The organism is Methylacidimicrobium sp. AP8 (assembly GCF_903064525.1).
Taxonomy (GTDB): Bacteria; Verrucomicrobiota; Verrucomicrobiia; order Methylacidiphilales; family Methylacidiphilaceae; genus Methylacidimicrobium.
In genome coordinates, this window is sequence record NZ_LR797830.1 from 1 (window position 1) to 24,279 (window position 24,279).

General features: G+C 61.6%; 22 protein-coding genes and 1 tRNA gene. 15 read left to right on the forward strand and 8 right to left on the reverse strand.

All coding sequences use genetic code 11. From position 1 onward, the window contains the following. Positions 1-180: 180 nt before the first annotated feature. The 6 genes from dnaA to MTHMO_RS00030 all read left to right on the forward strand — a co-directional run bounded on the left by dnaA (position 181) and on the right by MTHMO_RS00030 (position 6,130). On the forward strand, positions 181-1,512 hold the full coding sequence (gene dnaA / locus MTHMO_RS00005) for a chromosomal replication initiator protein DnaA (protein ID WP_255535431.1): 1,332 nt from the start codon (positions 181-183) through the stop codon (positions 1,510-1,512). A gap of 222 nt (positions 1,513-1,734) precedes the next feature. Further along, entirely contained in the window at positions 1,735-2,838 is a 1,104-nt protein-coding gene (gene dnaN, locus MTHMO_RS00010) for a DNA polymerase III subunit beta (RefSeq protein ID WP_202212962.1), read from the forward strand. Next, complete coding sequence (locus MTHMO_RS00015) at positions 2,831-3,220, forward strand: hypothetical protein (protein ID WP_202212963.1); 390 nt, start codon at positions 2,831-2,833, stop codon at positions 3,218-3,220. The genes dnaN and MTHMO_RS00015 overlap by 8 nt, the downstream gene beginning before the upstream one ends. Next, on the forward strand, positions 3,217-3,783 hold the full coding sequence (gene lspA, locus MTHMO_RS00020; RefSeq protein WP_202212964.1) for a signal peptidase II: 567 nt from the start codon (positions 3,217-3,219) through the stop codon (positions 3,781-3,783). Before MTHMO_RS00015 ends, lspA begins: the two co-directional genes overlap by 4 nt. Before the next feature lie 441 nt (positions 3,784-4,224). After that, positions 4,225-4,716: a response regulator transcription factor gene (locus tag MTHMO_RS00025; RefSeq protein WP_237394653.1), complete on the forward strand. Its 492-nt coding sequence runs from the start codon at positions 4,225-4,227 to the stop codon at positions 4,714-4,716. A 289-nt stretch (positions 4,717-5,005) separates the two neighbouring features. Next, the gene (locus tag MTHMO_RS00030) at positions 5,006-6,130 is read left to right on the forward strand and encodes a cell wall metabolism sensor histidine kinase WalK (RefSeq protein WP_202212965.1); all 1,125 of its coding nucleotides are present in this window, start codon (positions 5,006-5,008) and stop codon (positions 6,128-6,130) included. Positions 6,131-6,323: 193 nt separating this feature from the next. Here the strand turns inward: MTHMO_RS00030 and MTHMO_RS00035 are convergent, their stop codons facing one another. The 6 genes from MTHMO_RS00035 to MTHMO_RS00055 form a co-directional block, all read right to left on the reverse strand. Continuing rightward, positions 6,324-7,016, reverse strand: coding sequence for a hypothetical protein (locus tag MTHMO_RS00035; RefSeq protein WP_202212966.1), 693 nt, complete (start codon positions 7,014-7,016; stop codon positions 6,324-6,326). Positions 7,017-7,060: 44 nt separating this feature from the next. After that, on the reverse strand, positions 7,061-8,146 hold the full coding sequence (locus MTHMO_RS11160; RefSeq protein ID WP_370568352.1) for an IS1634 family transposase: 1,086 nt from the start codon (positions 8,144-8,146) through the stop codon (positions 7,061-7,063). 79 nt (positions 8,147-8,225) lie between these two features. Beyond that, positions 8,226-8,732 (reverse strand): hypothetical protein, encoded by a 507-nt coding sequence (locus tag MTHMO_RS11165; protein ID WP_370568149.1) that lies wholly within the window; start codon positions 8,730-8,732, stop codon positions 8,226-8,228. A 220-nt stretch (positions 8,733-8,952) separates the two neighbouring features. Next, on the reverse strand, positions 8,953-9,846 hold the full coding sequence (locus MTHMO_RS00045; protein WP_202212967.1) for a hypothetical protein: 894 nt from the start codon (positions 9,844-9,846) through the stop codon (positions 8,953-8,955). 28 nt (positions 9,847-9,874) lie between these two features. Beyond that, positions 9,875-11,056: a histidinol-phosphate transaminase gene (locus MTHMO_RS00050; RefSeq protein ID WP_202212968.1), complete on the reverse strand. Its 1,182-nt coding sequence runs from the start codon at positions 11,054-11,056 to the stop codon at positions 9,875-9,877. Beyond that, positions 11,040-12,188 (reverse strand): type III glutamate--ammonia ligase, encoded by a 1,149-nt coding sequence (locus MTHMO_RS00055; protein WP_237394654.1) that lies wholly within the window; start codon positions 12,186-12,188, stop codon positions 11,040-11,042. Before MTHMO_RS00055 ends, MTHMO_RS00050 begins: the two co-directional genes overlap by 17 nt. A gap of 165 nt (positions 12,189-12,353) precedes the next feature. On the opposite strand from MTHMO_RS00055, the gene nadA reads away from it, so the two are divergent. From nadA to pssA, 7 genes are all read left to right on the forward strand, one after another. Then, entirely contained in the window at positions 12,354-13,295 is a 942-nt protein-coding gene (gene nadA, locus MTHMO_RS00060; protein WP_255535432.1) for a quinolinate synthase NadA, read from the forward strand. Between the two features lie 222 nt (positions 13,296-13,517). Beyond that, the gene (locus MTHMO_RS00065) at positions 13,518-14,807 is read left to right on the forward strand and encodes a UDP-glucose/GDP-mannose dehydrogenase family protein (RefSeq protein ID WP_202212970.1); all 1,290 of its coding nucleotides are present in this window, start codon (positions 13,518-13,520) and stop codon (positions 14,805-14,807) included. 8 nt (positions 14,808-14,815) lie between these two features. Then, a complete protein-coding gene (locus MTHMO_RS00070) occupies positions 14,816-16,093 on the forward strand; it encodes an adenylosuccinate synthase (protein ID WP_370568150.1) in 1,278 nt (425 codons plus the stop codon). 22 nt (positions 16,094-16,115) lie between these two features. Continuing rightward, entirely contained in the window at positions 16,116-16,832 is a 717-nt protein-coding gene (locus MTHMO_RS00075; protein ID WP_237394655.1) for an isoprenyl transferase, read from the forward strand. Next, on the forward strand, positions 16,829-17,728 hold the full coding sequence (locus MTHMO_RS00080) for a phosphatidate cytidylyltransferase (protein WP_202212971.1): 900 nt from the start codon (positions 16,829-16,831) through the stop codon (positions 17,726-17,728). Before MTHMO_RS00075 ends, MTHMO_RS00080 begins: the two co-directional genes overlap by 4 nt. Before the next feature lie 40 nt (positions 17,729-17,768). Continuing rightward, on the forward strand, positions 17,769-18,410 hold the full coding sequence (locus MTHMO_RS00085) for a phosphatidylserine decarboxylase family protein (protein WP_202212972.1): 642 nt from the start codon (positions 17,769-17,771) through the stop codon (positions 18,408-18,410). Continuing rightward, positions 18,401-19,231, forward strand: coding sequence for a CDP-diacylglycerol--serine O-phosphatidyltransferase (pssA, locus tag MTHMO_RS00090; RefSeq protein WP_237394656.1), 831 nt, complete (start codon positions 18,401-18,403; stop codon positions 19,229-19,231). Before MTHMO_RS00085 ends, pssA begins: the two co-directional genes overlap by 10 nt. 13 nt (positions 19,232-19,244) lie before the next feature. Here pssA and MTHMO_RS00095 read toward each other — a convergent pair. Then, positions 19,245-19,327: transfer RNA gene (locus MTHMO_RS00095), tRNA-Tyr, on the reverse strand. Between the two features lie 312 nt (positions 19,328-19,639). On the opposite strand from MTHMO_RS00095, the gene MTHMO_RS00100 reads away from it, so the two are divergent. Next, a complete protein-coding gene (locus MTHMO_RS00100) occupies positions 19,640-20,815 on the forward strand; it encodes a KamA family radical SAM protein (RefSeq protein WP_202212973.1) in 1,176 nt (391 codons plus the stop codon). Positions 20,816-20,855: 40 nt separating this feature from the next. Continuing rightward, positions 20,856-22,082 carry a class I SAM-dependent rRNA methyltransferase gene (locus MTHMO_RS00105; RefSeq protein ID WP_237394657.1) on the forward strand — a complete coding sequence of 409 codons (1,227 nt, stop codon included), beginning with the start codon at positions 20,856-20,858 and terminating at the stop codon, positions 22,080-22,082. On the opposite strand, the gene bglX is transcribed toward MTHMO_RS00105, so the two are convergent. Then, positions 22,054-24,231, reverse strand: coding sequence for a beta-glucosidase BglX (gene bglX / locus MTHMO_RS00110; protein WP_237394658.1), 2,178 nt, complete (start codon positions 24,229-24,231; stop codon positions 22,054-22,056). The genes MTHMO_RS00105 and bglX overlap by 29 nt on opposite strands. Between the last annotated feature and the right edge of the window lie 48 nt (positions 24,232-24,279).

Consider the following 24,279-nt stretch of genomic DNA (forward strand, 5'->3'; position numbering starts at 1 on the left):
AGGAGAATTAAAACCTCCTTTTGCTCCGCAGCTCGAAGATTCTTGTTGTTTTTTAATATACATGTTGTTGATTATCAATGTATTGTACCGACAAGGCTTAAGCTGGTGAGAAAAACGTCCTGTTTCTGTGAATAACTTGTGAACAAGTCGTCCGCTGATCTTAAGTGGATCTGGGAGAAAGTGTGCGGGGAGATGCAAGAAATCGCCTCCCGGGAAGCGGTGGAACGCTGGTTTTTGCCGCTTCGGATCCTGACCGTCTCCGAGGAGGCGATCGCCTTGGAGGCGCCCGATTCGATCTATCGGTATTGGATCGAGGAGAACTATCTTCCCCAGCTCACGAGCGTCTTGGCTAGGGTCCTCGGGAGGCAGGTTCGCGTCACCTTCCCGGCGACTCCACCCGGTGTCACGGCAGCCGATCGGGAAACCTCCAAAAAACGGGAGGAGCCCGAGCCGCGCCTCAACGGCTCGCCCGAGGGACTCGCCACCAATGGCCTAAATCCTCGGTACACCTTCGAAAACTTCATCGTCGGAGCCAACAGCGAATTTGCCTATGCGGCCGCCCGCGCTGTTGCCAACGCTCCCGCCCGGGCCTACAACCCTGTATTTTTTTACGGTAAGGTCGGGCTCGGAAAGACCCATCTCATGCAGGCGATCGGGAATGCGATCTGTCGTCTCCAGCGATCTCTTCACGTGCAATACGTGACCTGCGAGCAGTTCACCAATGAGTTCATCGACGCCATTCAAAAAGGCTCCCTGCTCCGCTTCCGCAGAAAATACCGAGAGGTCGACGTTCTTCTTCTCGACGACGTCCAATTCCTGGCGGGAAAGGAACGCTCGCAGGAAGAATTCTTTCATACCTTCAACTGCCTTTTCGACGGAAGCAAGCAGATCGTCTTGACCAGCGATACGGTTCCGAGCGCGATGCAGACGCTCGAAAAACGTCTTACCTCTCGATTCGAATGGGGCCTCACGGCCGAAATTCTTCCTCCTCAGCTCGAGACCCGGCTCGCAATTCTACGCCACAAGATGCGGAGCTTATCGATTGTGATTCCCGATGAAATCCTTTCCACCATTGCGGAACGGATCCAAAACAACGTCCGCCAGCTCGAGGGCGCCCTGAACCGCGTGGCCGCTTTTGCCGCCCTCCGTCCCGAGAAGCTAACCGCCGGACAAGTCCAGCATCTGCTCAAGGATCTTTTCCGGAACGATTCTGTCCACGGAATCACCATCGAAGCGATTCAAAAGGAGGTCGCCCAGGCTTTCGACATTCGCCTCGCCGACATGACGAGCAAACGCCGCTTGGCCCATATCGCGCTGCCGCGCATGGTCGCCATGTACCTTAGTCGTAAGCTAACAACTTACTCCCTCGCAGAAATCGGCGAATGCTTCGGCGGCCGGGACCACGGCACCGTTCTTCACGCCCAGCGTGTAATCGCCGAAAAGCTTCAGTCCGATCCGCGATTCGAGGCGACTGTCCGCGAGTTGATTGAAAAACTGGAAAACCCGGGCTAAGGAAAGGGTGGGGAACAGTGAACAACCCGCCGAATTTTTCGTCAACCGATAGAACCGCGCCGCTTTCGTACCGAGCCCGGCCGGTTATTCACAAAGCAATTCACATCGTAAGTTGTTTTTCACCAACATACTGCATTCATTCTTCACAATTTCGCTGCCTTTAAGAAGAAGACGGTGAGTGTTTATCGTTTCCTCCATTAACCTCCTATCCCAGGCTTGCCCATGCAGTGCGAAATTATTCGGACCTCCTTCCTAGAAGCTCTTAACCTAGCGCAAAGTGTCTCCGGCAGCCGAACTACGGTCCCGATCTTGAACAATGTTCTTCTGGAGGCCGATCCGGCGGGCCACCTTTCGCTCTTTGCCAGCGATCTGCAGACGACCCTCCAGCTCCGTATCGATGCCGAGGTTAGGGAATCCGGCCGGACGACGCTGCCGGCGCGCCGTCTTTTCGCCATCGCCAAGGAAGCGTCCTCCAAGGAGTTGACATTGAGCTCCAACGAGAAGGAGGAGAGCACCATCATCGCCGGCCGCTCCTCGTTCCGGCTTTTCGGGTTGCCGGCCGCCGATTATCCGCCGCCACCGGCGTTGAGCGATTCTTCTTCCTTTGCGATCTCCCAGGATTCGTTCGTTCGGCTGCTCCGTCGAACGGCGTATGCCATGTCGAACGACGAGACGCGTTACGTCCTCAACGGGGCGCTCTTCGCTTGGAAAGGGGAGAGCCTCACCGTTGTGGCAACGGATGGAAAGCGGCTGGCTCTCATGGAAGCCCCGGTTTCCGGGAAGGCGGAGGAGGAAACCCAGGGGATCGTTCCCGCACGGGCGGTTTCCGAGCTGTTGCGGATTCTCGCGTGCGGTGAGAAGATCCAACTAACCGTTTGGCTTGAGTCGAATCGACTCCTTCTGCAATCCGGAAACCTCGTATTTTCTTCGAAGCTCGTTGACGGAAAATATCCTAACTATCGCGCGGCCATTCCTGAAGCCGCTCGGGAACGGATGCATCTGTCTCGTGAAGCGCTTTTGTCCGCACTGAGGCGCGTTTCCATTGTCGCAGGCGAAAGGCTCGTACCGGTGAGGCTACACTTCCAAAAGGATGAGGTTGAACTCTGCTGCAGTTCGGCGGAAGTCGGGGAAGCCAAAGAGACGATTCCGATCCGCTATGCGGGTAGGGAAATTCGAGCGGCGTTCAACGTGACCTATCTGATGGATCCTCTGCGGGAGAGCACGGCCGACGAAGTCGTACTTCAGGTCGGGGAAACGTCCGGACCGTGCCTGATCCAGGACGAGGAATGCTTCCTGTACGTGGTCATGCCGATGCGCAATGCCTGAAAGAGTCGGATTCATTGCCTTGTGCGAAGAACCGATCGACCGAGACGCGGTCGAGGAGATCGTTATGCACTGGATCGCCCGATTCGAAAAGGTCGAGCAGGCTCTTCCCGGGGGTGGAAGCGGGGGAGCGGCAACGATCGAAATCCGCGAGGCTTCGGATATTTTCTGGGAAGAGTATCCCCAGTTCCGAATCGTTGAAGGTGACGCTTTTGCCTGGGTGTATCTTTCGCTGCGCCGCAGAAGCATCGAGACCACGGGATTTTCGACCCCGAGCATTCCTTTAGCTCTGGAGGTCCTTCTCGAGCTCCCCCATGTTTCCGAAATCATCGACGAGAGGAACGAGGCCCGCCTAACCCAACTGGAGGAGGAAGGCGTTCTATGATGGACGTTCTCCGCTCGCACAGTGCTGCGTCCGGAGCCGATGTCCCGGGAGAACGAGAGGGCGGGAGGATCGGGCAAGTTCCTCGGGCCGCATTGCGGCGATCCCCCGGACCCGTTTTCTGGGGGCTTTTCGTTGTCTTGCTTCTCTTCGATCAGGCTTCGAAGTGGTGGATCCTTGCGCACGCAGCCGACCTTCCCGTCTCCCTCATTCCCGGGCTGCTGAATCTTGTCTCGGTCCGGAATACCGGGATCGTCTTCGGCCTCTTCTCGGGATATAACTGGTTATGGATCGTGGTGGGTGCCGCCTTCCTGTTCGCCGGCCTCCTGGTCGGACGCCGTCTCGACTGGGGACGTCCGGAGATCGGCTCGATCGCCGCTCTTCTGGCCGCGGGTGCGGCCGGAAATATCGGCGATCGGGTGTTCCACGGATTTGTCGTAGACTTCATAGACGTTCACATCGGCTCGTGGCACTGGCCGAGCTTCAATGTCGCCGACAGTTGCCTTTGTCTTGCTTCTCTTTGGATGATTCTCCGAATCGGTGCGAATTCCGAAGGTAGGGCTTGATCCCTCCACGCCTCGGAGAGAAGGGGCGGAATAGCTCGCCCTTCCTTCAGCCGGCGTTGGGGACGCGGAGGCATCCATGCGGATACTGGTTGTCGAGGACGAGGAGAAGATCGCGGCATTCGTGCGAAAGGGTCTGCAAGAGCAAGGATTTGTCGTCGACACGCTCTCTCGAGGCGATGAAGCCCTCCTTGCCTTAACGGCCATTTCTCACAAATTTCGTAGCCGAGGCGCCGCAAACGGGCTTGAGTGCGAGGCGGGCGCAGGTTTTCCCACCGGAGCTGTATGAAGACATACTGCGAGGATGGGAAACCAAGCCCAACGAAGCAGACGAGCCCGTTTTGCAAGCCGTAGGAGAAAGCTTGTGAGAAATGGCCGTTAATCAGTCATCCTTACGATGCGGCGATCCTCGACATTTTTTTGCCGGGTCGCGATGGTCTCAGCGTGCTTCGAGCCATCCGGCGGCGTGGCGTCCATCTCCCCGTGCCCTTGTTGACGGCAAGAGGGGAACTCTACGAACGGGGCGAAGGGCTCGAGAGCGGAGCCGATGATTACCTTCCCAAGCCGTTCGCAATGGAAAAGCTTGTCGCGCGGTTGCGCGCCCTAGTCCGCAGGGCGGCCGGAATCGGGCTTTCGCTCTACCAGGTGGGCGACCTTAGCTTGAACTTGGTAACTCGAGTGGCCATGAGGGGAGGGCGGAGGATCGACTTGACACGCAGGGAGTTTTCCCTCTTGGAGCTGCTGATGCGCTCTCCCAGCAAGGTCTTCACAAGAACCGAGATCTGCGAGCATGTGTGGAACTTCCATTTCGACCCGGGCACCAATCTCGTCGATGTCTACATCCAGAAGCTGCGAAAGAAGATCGACGAGGGAGAGAGCCGGAAGCTTATTCAAACGGTTCGAGGAATCGGGTACAAGATCGAGGAGTCTCGGTGAGAAGGATTCCCCTCCGTTGGAAGCTTGCTCTTCTGTCCGGGGTCACGGTAGGACTCGCGCTTGCGCTTGCGGGGGCGGTCGGCGGGGAGGCTCTCTACCGGAGGCTGGTTCAGGAGGCTGACTTCCAAATAGATTCGGACGCCCAAGAAATACTTTCGGCCCTGCGGAGAGACGAATCGAGAGCACCCGGCAAACTTCCCGAAGGCTTGGAGAGCGAGGAGAGCAGCATCTGGGAGGTTGCAAGCCCCGGGGGGGCGTCCTGTATCGGGCCGCCTTCTTCGGATCTCGAATGCCGGAGCGAATAAGCAAAGAGGGATTCCTTGACTATTCCCTGGGAAGGAAAACATTCCGCGTCCTGGTTAAAAGCCGGGGCGGCTATCGGCTGGTTCTCGCCCGGGACACCCGAAAGCTAAGAGAGATTCTCTGGCGGGCGCAGGAAGCCTTCCTGCTGGCCTTCCCGCTCGCATTGGCGGTTGCGAGCGTGGGTGGGTGGCTTGTTTCCGGATACGCCCTGCGGCCGGTTCGGGCTATCGCAGCGGCTGCCGAGAAAATCAGTCCCCATGCCCTCCATGGTCGGGTCGAAGTTCCTTCCGATGACCCGGATTTGGCGCGCCTGGCGCAAATCCTCAACGAGATGTGGGAAAGAATCGAGAAAGCATTTGTCCAAGAGCAACGACTGACCGCCGATGCTTCTCATGAGCTTCGGACCCCGCTCACGATCCTCCGAAACCAGTTGGAGGCGGCCCTCGCCGAGGCCGGAGGCCGGCAATCCTCGGAGGAGGAAGTCTTTCTCTGCCTCTTGGAGCAAGTCAAGCGGTTGAGCACAATCACCGACAATCTTCTTTTCCTTTCTCAGGCGGAATGCGGCCAGATTCGTATTCGGAGGGAACGGATCGCCTGGAGCGTGATGGTGGCGGAAGTAGCGGAGGATGCTCGGCTTCTGGCGGGGCCCGCGGGCCTTTCGGTCGCGGCGTCGGTCGCTCCGGGCTTATGTGTTTATGGAGACGGCGATCTGCTGATGCGCATGCTGTGGAACCTCACGGATAATGCGGTGAAATATAATGCGGACGGAGGTTTTGCCTGGATAACCCTTTCCGAGGACGGTCCTTGGATCGTCTTGAGCATCGCCAATACCGGGCCGACCATCGAGGCCGGGGATCAGGCGGAAATCTTTCGCCGCTTCTACCGCACCCAAGCCGCTAGGGAAGGCCGTGCCAGGGGTAGCGGGCTCGGCTTGAGCCTCTGTCGGGAGATCGTCGCAGCCCACCAGGGAGAGATTCGGTATGACAGTCCGAGCGAGGGCTGGAACCGCTTTACGGTCTGGCTCCCGAAGGGTGGAAGCGAAGAGTTCGCTTCTCCATCCATCCGGCAAGCCGTCGCATGCTCTTCCGCCGCCGCTCGGCCAGGAGCATAGCGGCTCGGCCAAGCGGGTGGAAGACGGCTCCTCCTGCCGGGCGGCAGGCGGGTGGAGCCGAATACGGCCGCAGGCTTCGGGCGTGCTCTCCGACGGCATCCGAGCTCATTGGCGGAGGCCCGGGTGCAAACTTTGTGGATCGGGAGCGGGGATCCGCAGAGCGATCTCTCGGCAGAGCTCGTCCTCCGCCCTCTTAAGAGTAATATCGAGGAGGAACCCGGCAGCCATAAGCGATGCGATCGCGATATCGACGGAGAAGATTGCGGGAAGAAGCGTCGAGTCCTGCCGGTTTCCCTTCACCTCGATGAGGGAGCGTCCGGTCCTGCCGGATATGATCCTCAGGCGCAGCCCGACCCGCCAAGCGGAGTAGAAGAAAGGCGTAGATCGCCATCGAGTCTTGGACTTCTCCATAGACCAGGGCGTCGACACCCAGCCAGTCGGCCACCCGCTCTGCTTTCTCACGGAACATGTCTGCGGCGGTCCGCCAGCCCATCTGCTGCAGGATGGTATCCGTGAGGCCGGGGCTCTGCACGTAGAAGTCGCGTTGAGCCAGATACGTTGCCATTCCCCGCCGGAGACGGTTCGCGGTCGTCCACCGCCACTCTTGGCGCTCTATTTGCGAACGCGGCACCGTCGGCAGTCCGTCGAGCAGAAAGCGCCCTCCCGTGGCCTTGTCGACGAAAGGGAGGACAGCCAGTTGGAATGGGCGTTCGCTCGCAAGGTCGGGCGAGGCGACGGTCTGGAATCGGGAAGGATCCAAATCGATAAGATAATCGAGAGAATTCTTTTTCCCATGGGTTGTTCCCTCCCGTTCGGGAAGGAAGAAGCGTTGCGGCCCATGTTTGGGGGAAGGTCTTGTAAGTCGTTGCGAGACAGTACCCGTCATTTCCAATTGGCACTACAGGGGCTATTTTTGCCCTTTGCGGTCGGCTACGGCTCGCGGGCAGAGATGCGTAAGGCGGAGAGGATTTGCCGGGCCTGATGATTCCCGGCGGTGACCCCGCGACGTTTTTCGCTTCCGAAGGAGAAATCCACCAGATGGATGGTTCGGAGGGCAACCCAAGCTTGCTCGCTGGAGAAGGGTAGATTGGCCGCCTTGAGCTTCTTCTCCAGGAGCCGGTCGAGCAGGAAGGCCAAGGCGGCGACGAAGACGTGCGCCCGCACCCGTTTGGGATTGTGGTGGTAGATCGGACGAAGCTCCAGGACGTCCTTGAGCTTCCGGAAGGCTCTTTCCACCTCGGAGAGCTCCTTGTAGGCCCGGACCGCCTCGAGCGGGGAGAGATCCTTTTCCTCGGTGAGGATCACGTACTTCCCCTCCAGAAGCTTTTCGGTCTCCACCGGCTCTTCGGACACTTGGAGCTTGCCTGCCCGCAGACTCCAGCGGAAGTAGCGGTGGCTGCGATGGAGAGAGAGGATTCGGGCGACGGAGCTGCCGATCTCTTCCCGATTCCGAAGCTCTCCTTTTTCGATACGCTTGGCGAGTTTGCCCAACTCTTCCCGGGTCTTCGTGACATCCCTCTCCCGCATGGCCTGCTCGTAGGCCAGCCGCTCGGCGCTTTCGACCACGAAGATCCGCTGCCCGGGAAGCGCTCCCTCGACTTCGCAGACCCGATCCTTTTCCTCCGGAGAGCAGGGCTGCCAGGAACCGCTCTGGGCCTTGCGGACATACTCCAAGACCTCCGGGCTCCTTCGTCGGCGTAAGCCGAACAAAAACCCATGCCCCTGGCTCCACAGGAAGCCCAAGTTGGCCGTGCTCACCATCCCCCGGTCCCCGACGAAGACGATCCGACGCAACCCGAAGCGTTTCTCCAAATCGGCGACGATCGGCAGAACTGTTTCGAATCGTGCCGATTGCCCCGGAAGACATGGTGGGCAATCGGCCAGCCATTGGCCATGACGACCCCCAAGAGGATCTGCCGGTTTCCCTCCCGCTGATCCCGGCTGTAGCCGTATTGAGCCAAACCCTCGGGGCCTTCCCCCTTCGAAATAGGAGGAAGTCAAATCATAGAAGACCATCTCGGGCTTAAGAGAAAAGAGATCCCGCAGCCGGGCAAAGAGCCCTTCCTCGATCCGCTCCTTCTGCCCTATGAGCTCGTCAAGGGTCCGGTACCACGGCCAAAGGAAGCGGGGGTCGACCCGAACTCGGCCATTCTGCTTCCAGACCGGCCGGATCCGCTCTCCTCTCCCGTCGGGAACGTAGTCGGTCTCCAGCCACTGGGCCAAGGCGTGTTCGCTCCCCCGGGGACAAGAGCCGGTTGACCACAAGGACGAACGCCCGTTCCGCAAGGGACAGTCCTTTGCCTTTTCCCCTCTTCTCCTCCAAGAGCTCTTCCATACCCAGCTCCTTCCAGAGATGTCTGGCGACAAGCGTTGGACCCCAAACTGTGGATTCCTGAGGCTCAAGCGCTCTCCGAGAAGCCGGCGCGCTCCGCCCGAGCAACTCCGCGAGCCGATCCAAGTGGGGTGCCAAGAGATCCTTGCGGCCAAGAGTCGCGACAATCCGCTGCTTGACCTTTCCCTTTTCCCGGTAGCTTTCCACCAAGCGGACATACTCCGCCTCGCTCCCGTCCTTCCGACGCAACCGCAGGGTGCGCAGAAACATGAAATAGCATTACCGGTCGTCACCGTGAATCGCAAGCACAAAAGGCCACTTTCATGCGGCCAAGTTGTTCACAGTGTGGCACTACATTTTTGCAAAATTTCCTTCCCCAACCCTGGAGCCGTCGTCAAAAAGGCCGCTTTTCACCAAACATGGGGCGGGGGAAGGCTCGGCGCGGAGGCGGGCTTTCCTGACCGTAAAGAAACAGTGGAGACGAAGGGCCTCATCCCCCCCGTTCCGGAGGAAGAGCCATGGCGGTAGCGACGGGGAGCGCCTTCGGAATCGGACCGGAGGCAGCGCGTGCGGCTCGGGGGGCCCGCGGCACGCGGATGACGAGCTCGCGGCAGGCTTCGTCTTCTCCCCGTCGCAGTGTCACGTCACGCAAATGGACCAGATTGCTGATAGAGGCGAGCGCAAGATCGATCGGGTTGGTTGCGATCCGAAGGCCGATGATGTTCCGGGTGGACGTGCCCGCGAAGATCTCCCGGCCGGTGATCGCCGAGAGGATCCGGATCGTAAGCTTCACTCTCCAGCCTGCTGCCAGGAAGAGATAATAGCTCCGATAGACCGAGAGACTTCCGTAAACTAGGGTATCCGCATCCAGGATGCGGCCCAGAACCGATGGTTCGGCAGCCTCTAGGAGGCGGTCCGAGGAGATTTTATGCGCCGCAAGAAGCGAATCGACCAGCGCTATGGGGATGAGGTCGAACTCCCGCGCCGCGAGATAGCCATGGATCATCCGGCGCAACCGCTGGGAGTGCGTCCATCTCCATACGGCCAGCGCTTCTCCTTTTCGCCCCGGCCACGGGATCTCATCGAGAACATAATTCCCGCTTCCTTCGTCGAGGAACGGGAGAACGGCGATGCGGCTGGGAGCCGGATCGGAAAAGCTTGGGCTGATCCGGACACGGCAGGAGCCCGGATCGGTATCCATGACATAGTCATACCAGCGCTTGCGGCTGTGGGAATCGGCCGCTTTCTCGGTAAGGAAAAGACGTTGATCGTCCGTGTTTTCCGCAGCTACAGGAAGAATCACGAGCAACAAAAACCCTAGCGCAACGGAGAAGGGGAAGCCGAGCGGCTCCGCGTAGAGGGAGGTCGCCCGCCTTCGCCGCATGGTCGATGGAAGGTTTTGCTCCACCCGCCTAGTCGCCCTCAGGCTCTCCCGCAGGGATGGGCTGCAGTGGATGAACCTTTCGAAGGGCCTCACGCAGGCTGCCGGCAAACCGGTGGAGCTCTTCGGGAGTTCCGATGGTTACTCGGAGCCAGCCGGGCAGTCCCCAGCTATGGAGGCTGCGCACGAGTACGCCTCTCCGGACTAATGCCTTCCAGACTTCTTCCGCCCGGGGCGGCCGGATCATCACGAAGTTGGCGCAGGAGGGCACCCAGCAGAGACCGAGCTGTCGGAAAAGCCGTTCCAGGTATAGCCGGCCGTCCCGGACGGTCTTCTTCGATTTCCGCTGATGTCTCTTGTCCTTCAAGGCGGCCATGGCGGCGGCCTGAGCGATGCCGCTCGTATTGGTGGGAAGGGAAGCTTTTTGGCGCGCGCGGGCGATTTCCTCCGAGGCTAGAGCGTACCCGATCCGCAAACTTGCCAGGCCGTGCAGCTTGGAAAAGGTGCGCAGGACCGTAACGGGGATCCCCTGCTGAATGATCTCTCGGAGGGGCGGAGGATCGTCGATGAAGTCGGCATATGCCTCGTCGAGCGCCAAGAGCACATGGGGCGGAAGGCCTTTTGCGAAGGCGACCAGAGCGCCGTTGTCGACGCGGGTTCCCGTCGGATTGTTCGGATTGGCGAGAAGCACGAGCCGGGTTCGGGGCGTGATCGCTTCACGGAGCATCTCCAGGTCCGCGGTGAAGTTCCGGTCGGGAACGACGCGCGCGCGGCATCCGAAGCGCTGCGCCAGGATCTCGTATAAGGGGAACGAGTGCCGCGGCAGGACGACCTCCTCGTGCCGATTCCGAAGAGAGACGTGAAAGAGCAGCTCGAGAAGCTCGGTCGAGCCGTTCCCGAAGACAATCTGTTCCGGGCGGACCCCAAGCTCCGACGCCACGAAGTCCCGCAGCCCTTCCCCGGCAATCTCGGGATAGCGGTGGGATTCGGCCGCCGCCTTTCGGATCGCTTTCCGGGCGAGCGGGGAGGGTCCGAGAGCGTTCTCGTTAGCATCGAGCCGGATAAGAGGGAGGCGGCGCGGCAGTAGATCCTGGATCGGACAGAGCTCCCGGTATGACGAAAGGTGGAGTTTGAGAATCCGAGGATTCGGTGAAAGTCGGCCGGGCAGCCTCTTCGGGCGCGGCGTCTTCGGCGAGTCAGAAGAGAGAGCCATGACGATCGATCTCCCATTGGGTGATCTCGACATTGAATTCTTCCCATTCGGCGAATTTGCATTGAAGGAACTCCTCCCGGAGCGCGGCGCCCAATGCGCTTTCCACAAGCGCGTCGGAGGCGAATTCGAGCAGCGCCTCGCCCAGCGAACGGGGGAGCAGCGCCTCCTGCGGCAGCCAGTTCTCCCGGCGTTCCGGCCACGCATGGACGCTTTCCCGCTCCGGGATCCCGGGATCGAGGCGTTGCCGAACGCCTTCGAGACCGGCTTCGAGGGCGAGCGCTGCCGCCAGGTAGGGATTGCAAGAGGCGTCCGGAATCCGGATTTCGCATCGGCCGCCGCCAAGGGGGATGCGGAAGGCGTGCGTACGATTGTTTCGGCCGACGGAGTTGAAAACAGGGGCCCAGGAATAGAACTTCATCGCCCCTTTCTTGATCAAGCGCTTATAGCTGTTGACCGTCGGCGCAAACGCCGCGCAGAGCGCACGGGCATGGCGAACCAGGCCGCCGAGGAAGGAGCTTCCGAGAGGGGAGAGGCCCAGCTCCCGCGGGTCTTCGCCCGGCTGCGGCAGGAAAAGATTGGCTCCGGTGCGGGAATCGGCCAGCGATAGGTGAAAGTGGGCGGCGTTCCCCGGCTGGTCGGCGAACGGCTTCGGCATGAAGACGGCGGCCAGGCCTTCCTGGGCTGCAGTTCGTGCGGCGAGGCAGCGGAAAAAAACGAAGCGATCCGCCATGTCGAGGGCGTCGCAATGATCAAAGACGAATTCGAATTGGGACCGGCCGTCCTCATGCTGGACGGAGAAGACCTCCCAGCCGAGCCTCTCGAGCGCCTCCAAGATGGTGTCGACGAGCTTGGATCCATCGAAGAGCCTCCCGGCATCATAGCTACCCTTGACCAACGTCTCACGCGGATTGGGGAGGGCGAAGCCGGAAGCGGTTCGTCGAAGAAAATAGAGTTCACATTCGATCGCCAGCCGGAGCTGGAAGCCTTGTTCTCGCGCTTTCTCTAAAGATCGCTTCAAGGCCGCCCGCGTGCAGGCCGGGAAGGGAGCGTCCGCGAAGGTGAGGTGGGAAGGGATCCAAGCCAGCTCCGGGTTCCAGGGCAAAGGAAAGGCATGCTCCCAGTCGGGAGCCACAGCTACCTCGCCGTCTTCCGGGTGAGAGCCCAAGCCATCGAGGGCGTGCCCTGAAAAAAGCTCCCGCCGCCAAGGGCTTCGTTCTTGCCTTTGCGGTTTCCCGAGGCGGGGAGCCGAACGGGCTTTCCTGGAGCGAAAATCGAGGATATTCTAAGGAGGTCGGCGCTGTCGCACTCGATGCATGCAAAAGAACTCCAGGATCGGATCCGCCGCCTGAAAAGGGAGAGGAACGCCGTTATCCTGGCGCACAACTACCAGATCCGGGAAGTACAGGAAGTCGCCGACTTCGTGGGCGATTCCCTCGGGCTGGCGTACCAAGCCCGCGGCACCGCGGCGGACTGGATTGTCTTTTGCGGCGTCCACTTCATGGCCGAGACCGCAAAGATTCTCAATCCGGAGAAGAAGGTTCTGCTCCCCGATTTGGAGGCCGGCTGCTCCCTTGCTGATTCCTGCAGCGCCGAGGAATTAGCCGACGCGCGCCGGGGCTCGGACCGGCTTTTCGTGGTGACCTACGTGAACTCGACGGCAGAGGTGAAAGCGCTGAGCGACGTGGTCTGCACCTCAGGAAATGCGGTGACCATTGTCAACCAGATTCCTCCCGAGTACGAAATCCTCTTCGTTCCGGATCAAAACCTAGGGGAATGGGTCATGCAGCGGACCGGACGGAAGATGCGCCTATGGCAGGGGCATTGTTACGTTCACGTGGAATTTACCCATGCGAGCCTGGCGCAGATGCGGCGCCTGCATCCGGGAGCGCCGATCGTCGCCCATCCAGAATGTGATGCCGCCGTCCGGATGCTTGCCGATGAGATTTGCTCCACCGAAAAGATGGTGGAGTTCTGCCGGAAGAGTCCGGCCAAGAGGTTCATCATCGCCACCGAGTCCGGAATGATCCATCGCTTATCTCGCGAAATTCCGGACAAAGTGTTTCTGCCCGCCCCCACGGAGCGCTGCGCCTGCGCCAACTGTCTTTTCATGAAGAAGATTACGCTGGAAAAGGTCTACCGAAGCCTGCAATCTGGCGAGCCGGAAATCGTCGTGCCTCGGGAGATTGCGGAGCGCGCTCGGGTCCCGATCGAGCGGATGCTCGATTGGAGTGCGAAATAACGGACCGAGAAGGGCTGTTCCGTTGGGTTTGATCTCAGAGGTGGGACGAACGCTTTCGGCATGAAGCCGCCTCCCGAGGGCCGCCGTGGCCGGGAGGTCGGCGCCGAAGCCAGCCCGAGCCGTAAGTATGGGATGAGATGTAACCAGAGAAGATAGGCTCGTCCCGGGAGCGGGCTCTCCCTCGCGTCCCGGGCGGCCTCTTGGAGACTATCGCTTCGCGCCATGAAAATTGCGATCATTGGTTCCGGGTATGTCGGCCTTACGACAGGGGCGTGTTTCGCTGAAGTCGGCCATGAGGTTCTTTGTGTCGACAATGATCAGGGGAAGGTGAAGAGCCTGCGCGAAGGCCTCGTCCCCTTCTATGAGCCGGGGTTGGAAGCCATGATCGCACGGAATGTGGCGGCCGGCCGGCTTCGGTTCGGGGAGTCGATCGCCGAAGCAGTCGAAAGCAGCTTGGCGCTCTTTATTGCCGTGCCGACCCCCCCTCGGGAGGACGGGAGCGTCGATCTGCATTATGTCGAGAAAGTGGCGCGGGAGATCGCGGGGGTCCTGCACGAGTATCGGGTCGTCGTCGACAAGAGCACGGTTCCTGTGAGAACCGGAGAGAAGGTGGCGCAGACCATCGAGCGCTACAGCAAGCAAAAGGCGGACTTCGACGTCGTGAGCAACCCGGAGTTCCTCCGGGAAGGGTCGGCGATCAGCGATCTGATGAATCCCGACAGGATTGTGATCGGCGCCTCCTCCGAGCGAGCGATCGCGATCATGAAGGAGATTTACCAGCCCTTTCGGACGCCGGTGCTGATCACCGATGTGAACTCCGCCGAGCTCATCAAGCATGCCTCCAACAGCTTCCTAGCGGTGAAAATCTCCTACATCAACATGATCTCGCAGATTTGCGAGGCTTCGAAGGCCGACGTGCTTCTCGTGGCGGAAGGAATGGGTTTGGACCGGCGGATCGGCCGCTCCTTTCTGCAGGCGGGGTTAGGTTGGGGCGGGTCCTGCTTTCCCAAGGACGTCTCCGCATTCATTCGGATCGCAGAGGAGCTCGGCTGCGACTTCCGGCTCCTCAAGGAGGCCGCTTCGATCAACCGGCAACAGAGGGAGCGCTTCTTGAAGAAGATTCGAGAAGAGATCTGGCTCCTTCGGGATAAGACGATCGGCCTTCTGGGCCTCGCATTCAAGAACAATACCGATGACACGCGCCAAAGTGTGGCCATGGCATTGGCGGAGAACTTTATTCAAGAAGGAGCGGTCGTTCGCGCCTATGATCCCAAGGCGATGGCGAAGGCGAAGCAGGCTCTCCCCGAGCTGCATCTCTGCTCGAGGGGAGAGGAGGTGGCTCAGGGAGCGGATTGTGTCGTCGTGGCCACGGAGTGGGAGGAGTTTCGCGAGCTTGATTGGCTTTCCATGAAAAAGCGGATGGTGACCCCGCTGGTTTTCGATGGACGCAACCTTTTGGATCGAGAAAAGATGGCAGCCTGGGGCTTTACCTATCGCGGTATCGGTCGCTGAGAAGGTCGGTGAACGGAGTGAACACGGTTGTCGTCGGAGCGCAGTGGGGAGACGAAGGGAAAGGAAAGGTCATCGATTTCCTTACCGAGGATGCAAACGTGGTCGTCCGCTGCCAAGGGGGAGACAACGCCGGCCACACGGTCGAGGTCGACGGCGAGAGATTCGTCGTCCATCTGATTCCTTCCGGGATCCTCCGGCCGGAAAAGCAGTGCGTTTTGGGCAACGGAATGGTTATCGACCCGACTTCGCTCGTACGCGAAATCAAAGGCTTGACTGCCAGGGGGATCGCCCCCAAGGGCCGGCTCTTCATTTCGGAGGCGGCCCACTTGGTGCTTCCTTATCACCGGCAGATGGATGAGCAGCTGGAAAGTCTGCGCGGGAAGGGAAAGCTGGGAACGACCGGACGTGGGGTCGGTCCCGCGTACGTGGATAAGGCGAACCGCACCGGGCTTCGCGTTCACGACCTGTTGGAACCGAAGGAGCTTCGCCATAAGCTCGAGGAGAGAATCGAAGAGAAGAATCGCCTGCTTTCCTTTCTCGGCGGAAAGCCGGTCGATTCCGAAGAGGTGGTTCGCAGCTGCTGCGAGGCCGCAGAGTTCCTGCGGGAGATGATCGTGAACACGGCCATTTGGCTCTCCGAGGCGATCCGTGAAGGCAAAGACATGCTCTTCGAGAGCGCTCAAGGCACCTTTTTGGATATCGATTTCGGAACCTATCCCTACGTCACGTCCTCGAATACGACCGCGGGGGGAGCCGTGACCGGAACGGGAGTGCCTCCGCATCGGATCGATCGGGTTATCGGCTGCCTCAAGGCGTATACGACGCGGGTCGGCGCGGGGCCGATGCCGGTCGAATCGGCTGAGCTCTCGGATCTGCTGCATCGGAACGGACGGGAATTCGGCGCTACGACAGGACGCGCCCGGAGATGCGGTTGGTTCGACGGAGTGATGAGCCGCTACGCCTGCTTGATCAATGGCTTTGACGAGCTTGCCATCACGAATCTGGACGGGTTGGACACGCTCGCCACAATCCCGGTCTGCGTCGCCTACGAGTGGCGGGGCCGGCGCCTGTCCCACCCACCGACCGCTGCCGAGCACTGGCAGGAGTGCGTGCCGATTTACAAGGAGTATCCGGGATGGCTCCGACCGACATCCGGCGTCCGTCGCTTCGGCGACTTGCCGGACCTCGCCAAAAGATATCTGGACGCGCTCTCCGAGTTGACCGGATCTCCGGTCGGGCTGATCTCGGTGGGCGCAGGAAGGGAGCAGACATTCCTCGTCGAATAGGAAGCCGAGGTAGGGCGCGCCGTTGAAACCGCCGACCCATGTGGCCATCATCATGGACGGAAACGGCCGATGGGCCCGTGCGCGGAGCCTGCCCCGGGTCGAAGGGCATCGAGCCGGATTCGAGGCGGCCCGTGAAGTGGTACGCACGGCGGCCGAAGTCGGGGTCGCCTTCCTGACTCTCTACGCGTTTTCCGTGGAGAACTGGAAGCGGCCGCCCAAGGAAGTCTCGGCTCTGATGGCTCTTCTTGAGAACTTCCTCGCAGAGGCGGAGCCCGAACTGATCGCCAACGACGTGCGCCTAAAGGCGATCGGCCGTCTCGTCGACCTGCCCGCCGGGTTGCGGAAGAAGATCGAAGCGGTGAGCCTCCGGACCGCTCGGGGCCGCAAGCTGACTCTTTCGCTCGCCCTCAGCTATAGCGGCCGGATCGAGATCGTGACGGCCGCCCGACAGATGGCGGACGAGGTGCTGCGGGGAGTCCTGCGGCCGGCGGAGATCGACGAGGCCTCCTTTCGCCGGCACCTCTACACGGGCGAGGATCCCGATCCCGATCTGCTGATCCGCACCAGCGGAGAGATGAGGCTCAGCAACTTTCTCTTATGGCAGGTCTCCTATTCCGAGATCTATTTCACCGATGTCCTTTGGCCGGATTTTCGCCGGGACGCATTCCTGCGGGCTCTGGAAGAATACGGTCGAAGGCGGCGGCGGTTCGGCCGTTTGGAGAGGGAGGAACTGGAATGAATAAGAGGCCCGGATGGCTCGCAAGAAGCGGCTCATCGGCGGTACTCTGGAGTGTCGTGCTCGGCGTGGTCCTGCTCGGATGGCGCACGGGAGAGATCCTCATCGTGGCGATCTTCTCGACGGTCGCTCAGTGGGAATTTTACTCCATGCAGGAGCAGAAGGGCGCGACCGTCTTCAAATATCTAGGCATCGGGTTCGGCCTTTTGTTTTTTGTGCTTCTCTGGTATTTCCGGGTCGCCCATCCGGGCGCCGCCAACCTCTTCCCGGCCTGGGAAGAGTCGCTCTTCGTCCTGGCGGTCGTCGTGCTGCTCCTTCGTGTTGTTTGGGGCTCCCGGGGGAATCTTTTGCCTTTGGAAACCGCGGGCCTCACCCTCCTCGGGGTGGTCTACGTGCCCTTTCTTTTCAGCTTCTTGTGCAGGATTGCCTTGGAGCCGAATAACTACTCTGAACCACGCCTGGCCGCGCTCTTCGTGGTGCTGGTCACAAAGCTCGGAGACACAGGCGCCTTCATTGCCGGTTCCCTCCTGGGCAGGCACCGGCTGCTGCCCCGGATCAGCCCGAAGAAAACCTGGGAGGGGTTGGCGGGCGGCCTCGCCGCCGCGCTTTTGGCCAGCTTGGTCATCGTCTTCCTTTGCGGGCGGGGCCTGATGCGCTTTCGGCTCCTCGATACGATATTGTTGGGATTGGGTCTCGGCTTCCTCGGTGTTTGGGGGGATCTGGCGAAGAGCGCGGCCAAACGTGACGCGCACGTGAAGGATTCCGGCCATTGGATTCCTGGGATCGGAGGGGCGCTCGACCTTGTCGACAGCCTGCTCTTTACAGCGCCTGCGTTCTACTTTTACGGGTTGGCCCGATTCGGCGGAACCGGCGCGGCATGGATGCCCGTTCCCCGGTAGGCCATCGGAAGACGGGCGGCGTGAACAACGGACCGACGACATGCTTCCTCCTGCTCTGCGAGACGCACTACCTCTTCTGGGAATCGTCGGTGCGCTCGCGCTTTTCTTTCTCCTTCTCCCGTTCGGCTGGAGCCGCCTTTTTGGAACCCTGCTTCTTCTCCTGTTCGGATTCATGCTCTTCTTCTTTCGGGATCCCGACCGGCAGGGAACCCTGGATCCGGACGCGATACTGGCTCCGGCCGACGGGAAAGTGGTGGTGGTGGACGTCGTCCCGCAAAGCCCATTTTCCACCCGTCCCATGCGCCGAATCGCGATCTTTCTCTCGATCTTCGATGTGCATGTGAACCGGGCCCCGGTGGCGGGAAAAGTGGTAAAGATCGCATATGAACGGGGAAGCTTTTTGGATGCGCGTCGCACGGAAGCGGCGGAACGGAATGAGCGGCAGGATTGGTGGATCGCCACTCCGCGCGGAACGGTCGGAGTACGGCAGATCGCGGGCTTGGTCGCCCGGCGGATCGTCCGCTGGGCCGGAGAGGGAGATTCGGTCCGCAGAGGGGAGAGGATCGGAATGATCCGGTTCGGCTCCCGGACCGAACTCTACCTGCCCGAGGAGTGCCGCGTTCTCGTCGAGCGGGGTGGTGTCGTTCATGCGGGGGAGACCGTGGTGGGCCGGTGGCCGTGAAAGCACACGAAAACGAGGGCAAGGTCTACCTGCTGCCGAGCCTGATGACCGCGGGGAACCTGCTCTGCGGCTTTCTTGCCATCCTCAAGATCCTGGAAGCGAGTATCCTGCGCGACAGCGAGCTGTCCGGATGGATCCATGCGTACAAGACGAGCCTGGACTTTATCCTGGCCGCCTTCGTCTTCGATCTGCTCGACGGACGGGTCGCCCGCCTCGGCGGCAAAGAGAGCGCTTTCGGGCGTGAGTTCGACTCGCTGGCCGATCTGATTTCCTTCGGGGTCGCCCCCGCACTCCTGGTCTTTGAGATCGTCCTTTACCAGTTCCCCCATCGGCTCGGATGGATCGTAGCGGCCACCTACCTTGTCTGCGGCGCCCTTCGCCTGGCCCGTTTCAACGTGTATGCCGCGAGATCCGAGGAGAACAAGGAGGTCTTCACCGGCTTTCCGATTCCCGCTGCGGCAGGGTTGGTCTCTTCCCTCACTCTCTTTTTGCTTTCCCTCTACGAAACCGATCGGGATCTCAAGCAGGGATGGGGCCGGTATGTGCTGGCGGTCCTTCTCCTGCTCCTTTCCTTCATGATGTTCAGCAAGCTGCGCTACCCTAGCTTTAAAGGGGTGGGCCTGCGGACCCAGCGTTCGCTACCGAAATTCCTGTTGGTGTTCGCCACCGTCGCCCTGACGGTGATTTACTATAAGTGGATGCTGGCCGTGGACTTCTTGGCTTACTTCCTCTTCGGCATCATTCGGCCGCTTCTTTCCCCGCACTGGCGGCAAGCTTTGGAGCGGGAGACCGAGGAAGAAGGGGAGGTGGCTTCGGAGTGAACGAGCATTGTTTTGGGCAGAGCTGGATTCGAACCAGCGAAGGTGTTACCCAGCAGATTTACAGTCTGCCCCGTTTGGCCGCTTCGGTATCTGCCCGTCCTGCCGAGGGAGAAAGGAATGCGGCGAATTTCCTTCCTTTCACCCGGAGCGCATCAAAAAAGCACAACGGTTGGAGCTTCGCAAGGAGGAACAAGAGGCGCAGCCAACTGCGTCCTCGGCCCGCCGGCGCGAGCTTTTCTTCTTCGGCAGCCTCCCCCGAACCGCATCCCGGCGGCCTGCGACGCACGCCCGTGCCTCGTTTATGGGTTTTTTTTTGGCGGCCAGGCGGCTCCCTTTTGGGCCGGCTCGGCGGTTGACAAGGATGCCAAAAGACTTAGCTTTGATTTCTGTGCTGGGAAGGGCCTTCTCTTGAGCTGCCGCGATTGCGACTTTTGTTCGGCGGGGAAAGGTTTCTGGGCCGACGTTCCGGATGAGCAGTGGAACGATTGGCGGTGGCAGCTTCGCCACCGACTCACTTCGCTCGAGGAGATCGACGGACGCCTCAAGCTGACAGACAGCGAAAGGCGGGGCATCCTGCTCGCCTCTTCGCGGAAGCTGGCCTTGGCCATCACCCCCTATTTCTTTACGCTGCTAGCTCCGGAAGATCCCGACTGTCCCGTCCGGCGCCAGGTCATTCCGCGGGCCGAAGAGCTTCTCCGCGCCCCCTACGAGATGAGCGACCCCTGCGGTGAGGACAAGGACATGGTCGCTCCGGGGCTCGTCCATCGCTATCCCGATCGGGTTCTCTTTCTGGTGACCGATCGGTGCGCCAGCTACTGCCGCTATTGCACTCGATCGCGGATTGTGAGCGGGGTAGGCGAGCAGCATCTGTCGGTCGACATCGAACAGGCGCTGGCCTACCTTTGGGAGCATCGGGAGGTGAGGGACGTCCTGCTCTCTGGGGGGGATCCGCTCCTGCTCTCCGACGTGCGGCTCCGAGAGCTGCTCGGCCGCCTGCGGGAGATTCCTCACATCGAGATCGTGCGAATCGGTACCCGGGTCCCGATATTTCTCCCGCAACGCGTGACTCCGGACCTTTGCGGTCTGCTGCGGGAGTTTCACCCGCTTTGGATCAACATCCACGCCAATCACGCGGCCGAGTTGACCGCGGAGGTTCGCGATGCGCTCGGGCGCTTGGCCGATGCGGGGATTCCGCTCGGCAACCAGTCGGTTCTCTTACGCGGCGTCAATGATTCGGCCGATGCCGTGCGCGATCTGGTTCATAAGCTGGTTCGCGCGCGGGTCCGTCCCTACTACCTCTATCAGTGCGATCTGATCGAGGGGACCGATCACCTCCGGGTCCCGATCGAAGAGGGGATCCGGATCATGCGGCGCCTTCGGGGATATACCACCGGCTTCGCCGTTCCTCAGTACGTCGTGGACGGGCCGGGCGGCGGGGGAAAGATCCCCCTCAATCCTGAATACCTGATCGGGGAGGAGGGAGGGCAGATCCTCCTTCGGAATTTCCTCGGAAAAGAGTATCGTTATCCTTCTTGCCGCCCGTTGCAGCGCAACCCCGGCAACACTCCTCATCCGGCTTCCTGAAGCGCCCGCCTCTCGGTCTGCATAGGAAGCAAGAAGATTCGTGCCTGTGGACCCGACGCCGATCCGGCATCCCCTTCCTCCGGGGATTTCCGGACGACTCCAGCTCCAGCGGCAGGGAATGCATCGATGCCTACATGGGCACCCCTGGATCTATCGAAGCGAGCTGGCGCAAATCGAAGGCGACCCCGCCGACGGCGACTGCGTGGAGGTAAGGGACGCCCGGGGCGAAAGGATCGGCTGCGGCATCTGGAGCAGCCGCTCGCAGATCTCGGTTCGACTCTACTCGCGGCGGGAAGAACCCCTGGACGGACCTCTCCTCGCCCGGCGGCTCGACGCCGCCCTCGCTTACCGGAATTCCCTCGGCCTCTGGAGACCGGAGAGCACGGAGGCGTTGCGACTCGTCTGGTCGGAATCGGACGGGCTTCCCGGGCTGGTGGTCGATCGCTACCAGGATTGGCTGGTCGCTCAGTTTCTCACCGCCGGCATGGAGAGGAGGGCGGCCGAAGTCGTCTCCCTGCTCCGGGAAAGGACAGGACTCTCTCGGATCATCCTGCGCAATGATGCGCTTGTGCGGCTTCAGGAAAACCTTCCTCTCGAGAAGAAGGTCCTCTCGGGCGTCTATGGGGATCCTCTCTGGATTCGGCAAAACGGAGTTTGGCTGCCGGCACGGCTGCTGGATGGGCAAAAGACAGGGCTCTATCTGGATCAGAAGGAGAACTATCTCGAAGTCGCCGCGTGGGCTGCGGGGCGGCGGGTGCTCGACCTTTTCTGCTATCAGGGGACCTTCTCCCTTTTCTGCGCGGCGGCCGGCGCCGCCTCCTGCACGGCGGTCGATCAGTCGGGTGCGGCCCTCGAGGCCGGCCGGGCTGCGGCGGAAAAGGCGGGTGCGGCGATCGATTGGGTGCAGGAGAATGTCTTCGACTGGCTGCGAAGAGCGCAAGAGGAGAAGCGGCAGTACGATCTGATCGTCCTCGATCCCCCGTCGTTTACGAAGACCAAGGCCCAACGCCCCTCCGCCGTCCGGGGCTATCACGAGCTCCACCTGCGGGCGCTGCGGTTGCTCTCCCCAGGCGGAATCCTGGCCAGTTTCTGCTGCTCTCACCACTTCGGCCTCAGCGAGTGGAAGGAGCTGATCGGGCGAGCTTCTTGGGAGGCCAATGCGCCGCTTCGGCTTCGGAAGATCCTCAGCCAGTCCTCGGACCATCCGATCCTGCCCACGGTCCCCGAGACCGAATACCTCAAGGGGTGCCTGCTGGAGAGGGAGTAGGCCACGGTTCGTTCTCCAAACGGAAGGCGGCGGTGGGCCCGGAAGCGGCGGAGGGGCCGATCCGAAGCTCGAAATCACCCGCTTCCCACCGGAGTTCCCCATCCGGCCCGATGAACGCGAGCGTTTCGGAAGGGAGGGAGAACCGGATCCGGCGTTCTTCGCCCGGTTCAAGAGAGACGCGCTGAAAGGCTTTGAGCTCGGCGACGGGGCGGGTCCGGCTCGCCACCCGGTCCCGGAGGTAAAGCTGGACGGTTTCCGCTCCGGCCCGTAGGCCGGCGTTGGCCACGATCACGCTCGCTTCCAGCGATTGCCCGCGCCTGACGACCGGGGGGGCCACCCGGATCTCCCGGTAAGCGAAGCGGGTATAGGCGAGCCCGTAGCCGAACGGGAAGAGCGGGCTTTCCGGCAGGTCGATGTATCCCGAAACATCCCGACCGCTTCCCGGAGGCCGGCCCGTGTTCGTGCGGCCGTAGTAGATCGGGATTTGGCCGACGGAACGGGGAACAGTCACAGGAAGACGGCCCACCGGACCGGAAATCCCGAAGAGGATATCGGCGAGGGCGTTTCCCGATTCCACGCCGAGGAACCAGGCGGCCAGCACCGCCGGAAGATGCTCGGCGATCCACGGCAGGGCCAGCGGCCGCCCGCTGCAGAGGATTGCCACCACCGGCCGGCCGGTCTCGACAAGCGCGCGGACGAGCTCTTCCTGCGGCCGCGGCAGCCCGAGATCGGCTCGCGAGGCGGCTTCCCCGCTCATTCGCGCCGGCTCGCCGACCACCGCTACGACGATCTCCGCCGACTTCGCGAGGGAGACGGCCTCCGCGAAACCGGCGGTTGACGGGTCGTCGACGGCGCAGCCGGGGGCGAAGAGAACGCGCGTGCCCGCGGGGGCGCGGCTCCGGATGCCTTCTAGGACCGTGACGACATCCTCTTCGCGCCCGGCACCCGGCCAGGGGCCCAAGGGGTTCTTTCGGTCGTCGGCGAGGGGACCGACGACGGCGATCGACCGGAGCCGGGGAGGAAGCGGGAGGAGCTCGTCTTGATTCCGGAGAAGGATGATTGCCTCCCGAGCCGCCCGCAGGGCGAGGCCGCGGGAGGCGGCCGGGAGCGGGCCGGTTCGCGAAGCCGCCTGGGGCTCCGGCGGGCTGCTCCAAAGGCCGAGCTGGGCCTTGAGCTCCAGGACGCGCAGGGCCGCCTGGTCGAGGAGCGATACCGGCACTTTGCCCGCCCGGATCAGCCCGGGCAGCTTCTCGGCAAAGAGGCCGCTCGCCATGTCGACATCCACCCCCGCCTCCAGCGCGAGCCGGGCCGCCTCCTCCACGTCCGCGGCGACCCCGTGGACCGGCAGCTCGCCGACGGCGTTCCAGTCGCTCACGACCACGCCCCGGAAGCCGAGCTTTCGCCGCAGGAGAGTTTGGAGAAGGAATGGGTTGGCCGCCGCCGGCAGCCCGTTGATGCTGGGAAACGCCGCCATAACCGAAGCCGCCCCGGCGCGGACCGCGGCGGCGAACGGCGGAAGATAGACCTCCAGGAGCTTGCCGAGGGAGAGGTCGACGGCGGCATAATCCCGCCCTCCCTCGCCTGCGCCGTAGCCGACGAAGTGCTTCGCGCAGGCGGCCACCCGTTCTCTCGAGGCCAGATCCTCTCCTTGGAATCCGCGGACCCAAGCCGAGGCGAGCTCCGAGGCCAGGAACGGATCTTCCCCCGGTCCTTCGGCGATTCGACCCCAACGGGGGTCCCGGCAGACGTCGACCATGGGCGCGAAGGTCCAATGGATGCCGGCGGCCCGCCCCTCCCGGGCAGAGAGTCGGGCGACCTCCTCCACTAGGGGGGGATTCCAGGTGGCGGCGAGCGCCAAGGGGATGGGGAAGACTGTATGGAAGCCATGCAGGATATCGAAGGCGAAAAGCAGGGGGATGCCGAGGCGGGATTCTTCCCGGGCCAGCCGCTGAGCCTCCGCCATCCCCGCCGGATGGCGCCAGTTGAGAAAACTACCTACCCTTCCTTCCCGGACCCGGCGCTTCTCTTCGGAGGAGAGCCGGCCGGCCGCTCGGCTCGGCGCCATCTGCACAAGCTGGCCCACCTTCTCTTCGATCGTCATGCGGGAAAGAAGCTCCCGCGGATCGGGGGGCGAGGGTCGGGCATTCATGGCGAAGCAAGCAAGGCAGGAGAGGATAGGCGGGACAAATAGGCCTCG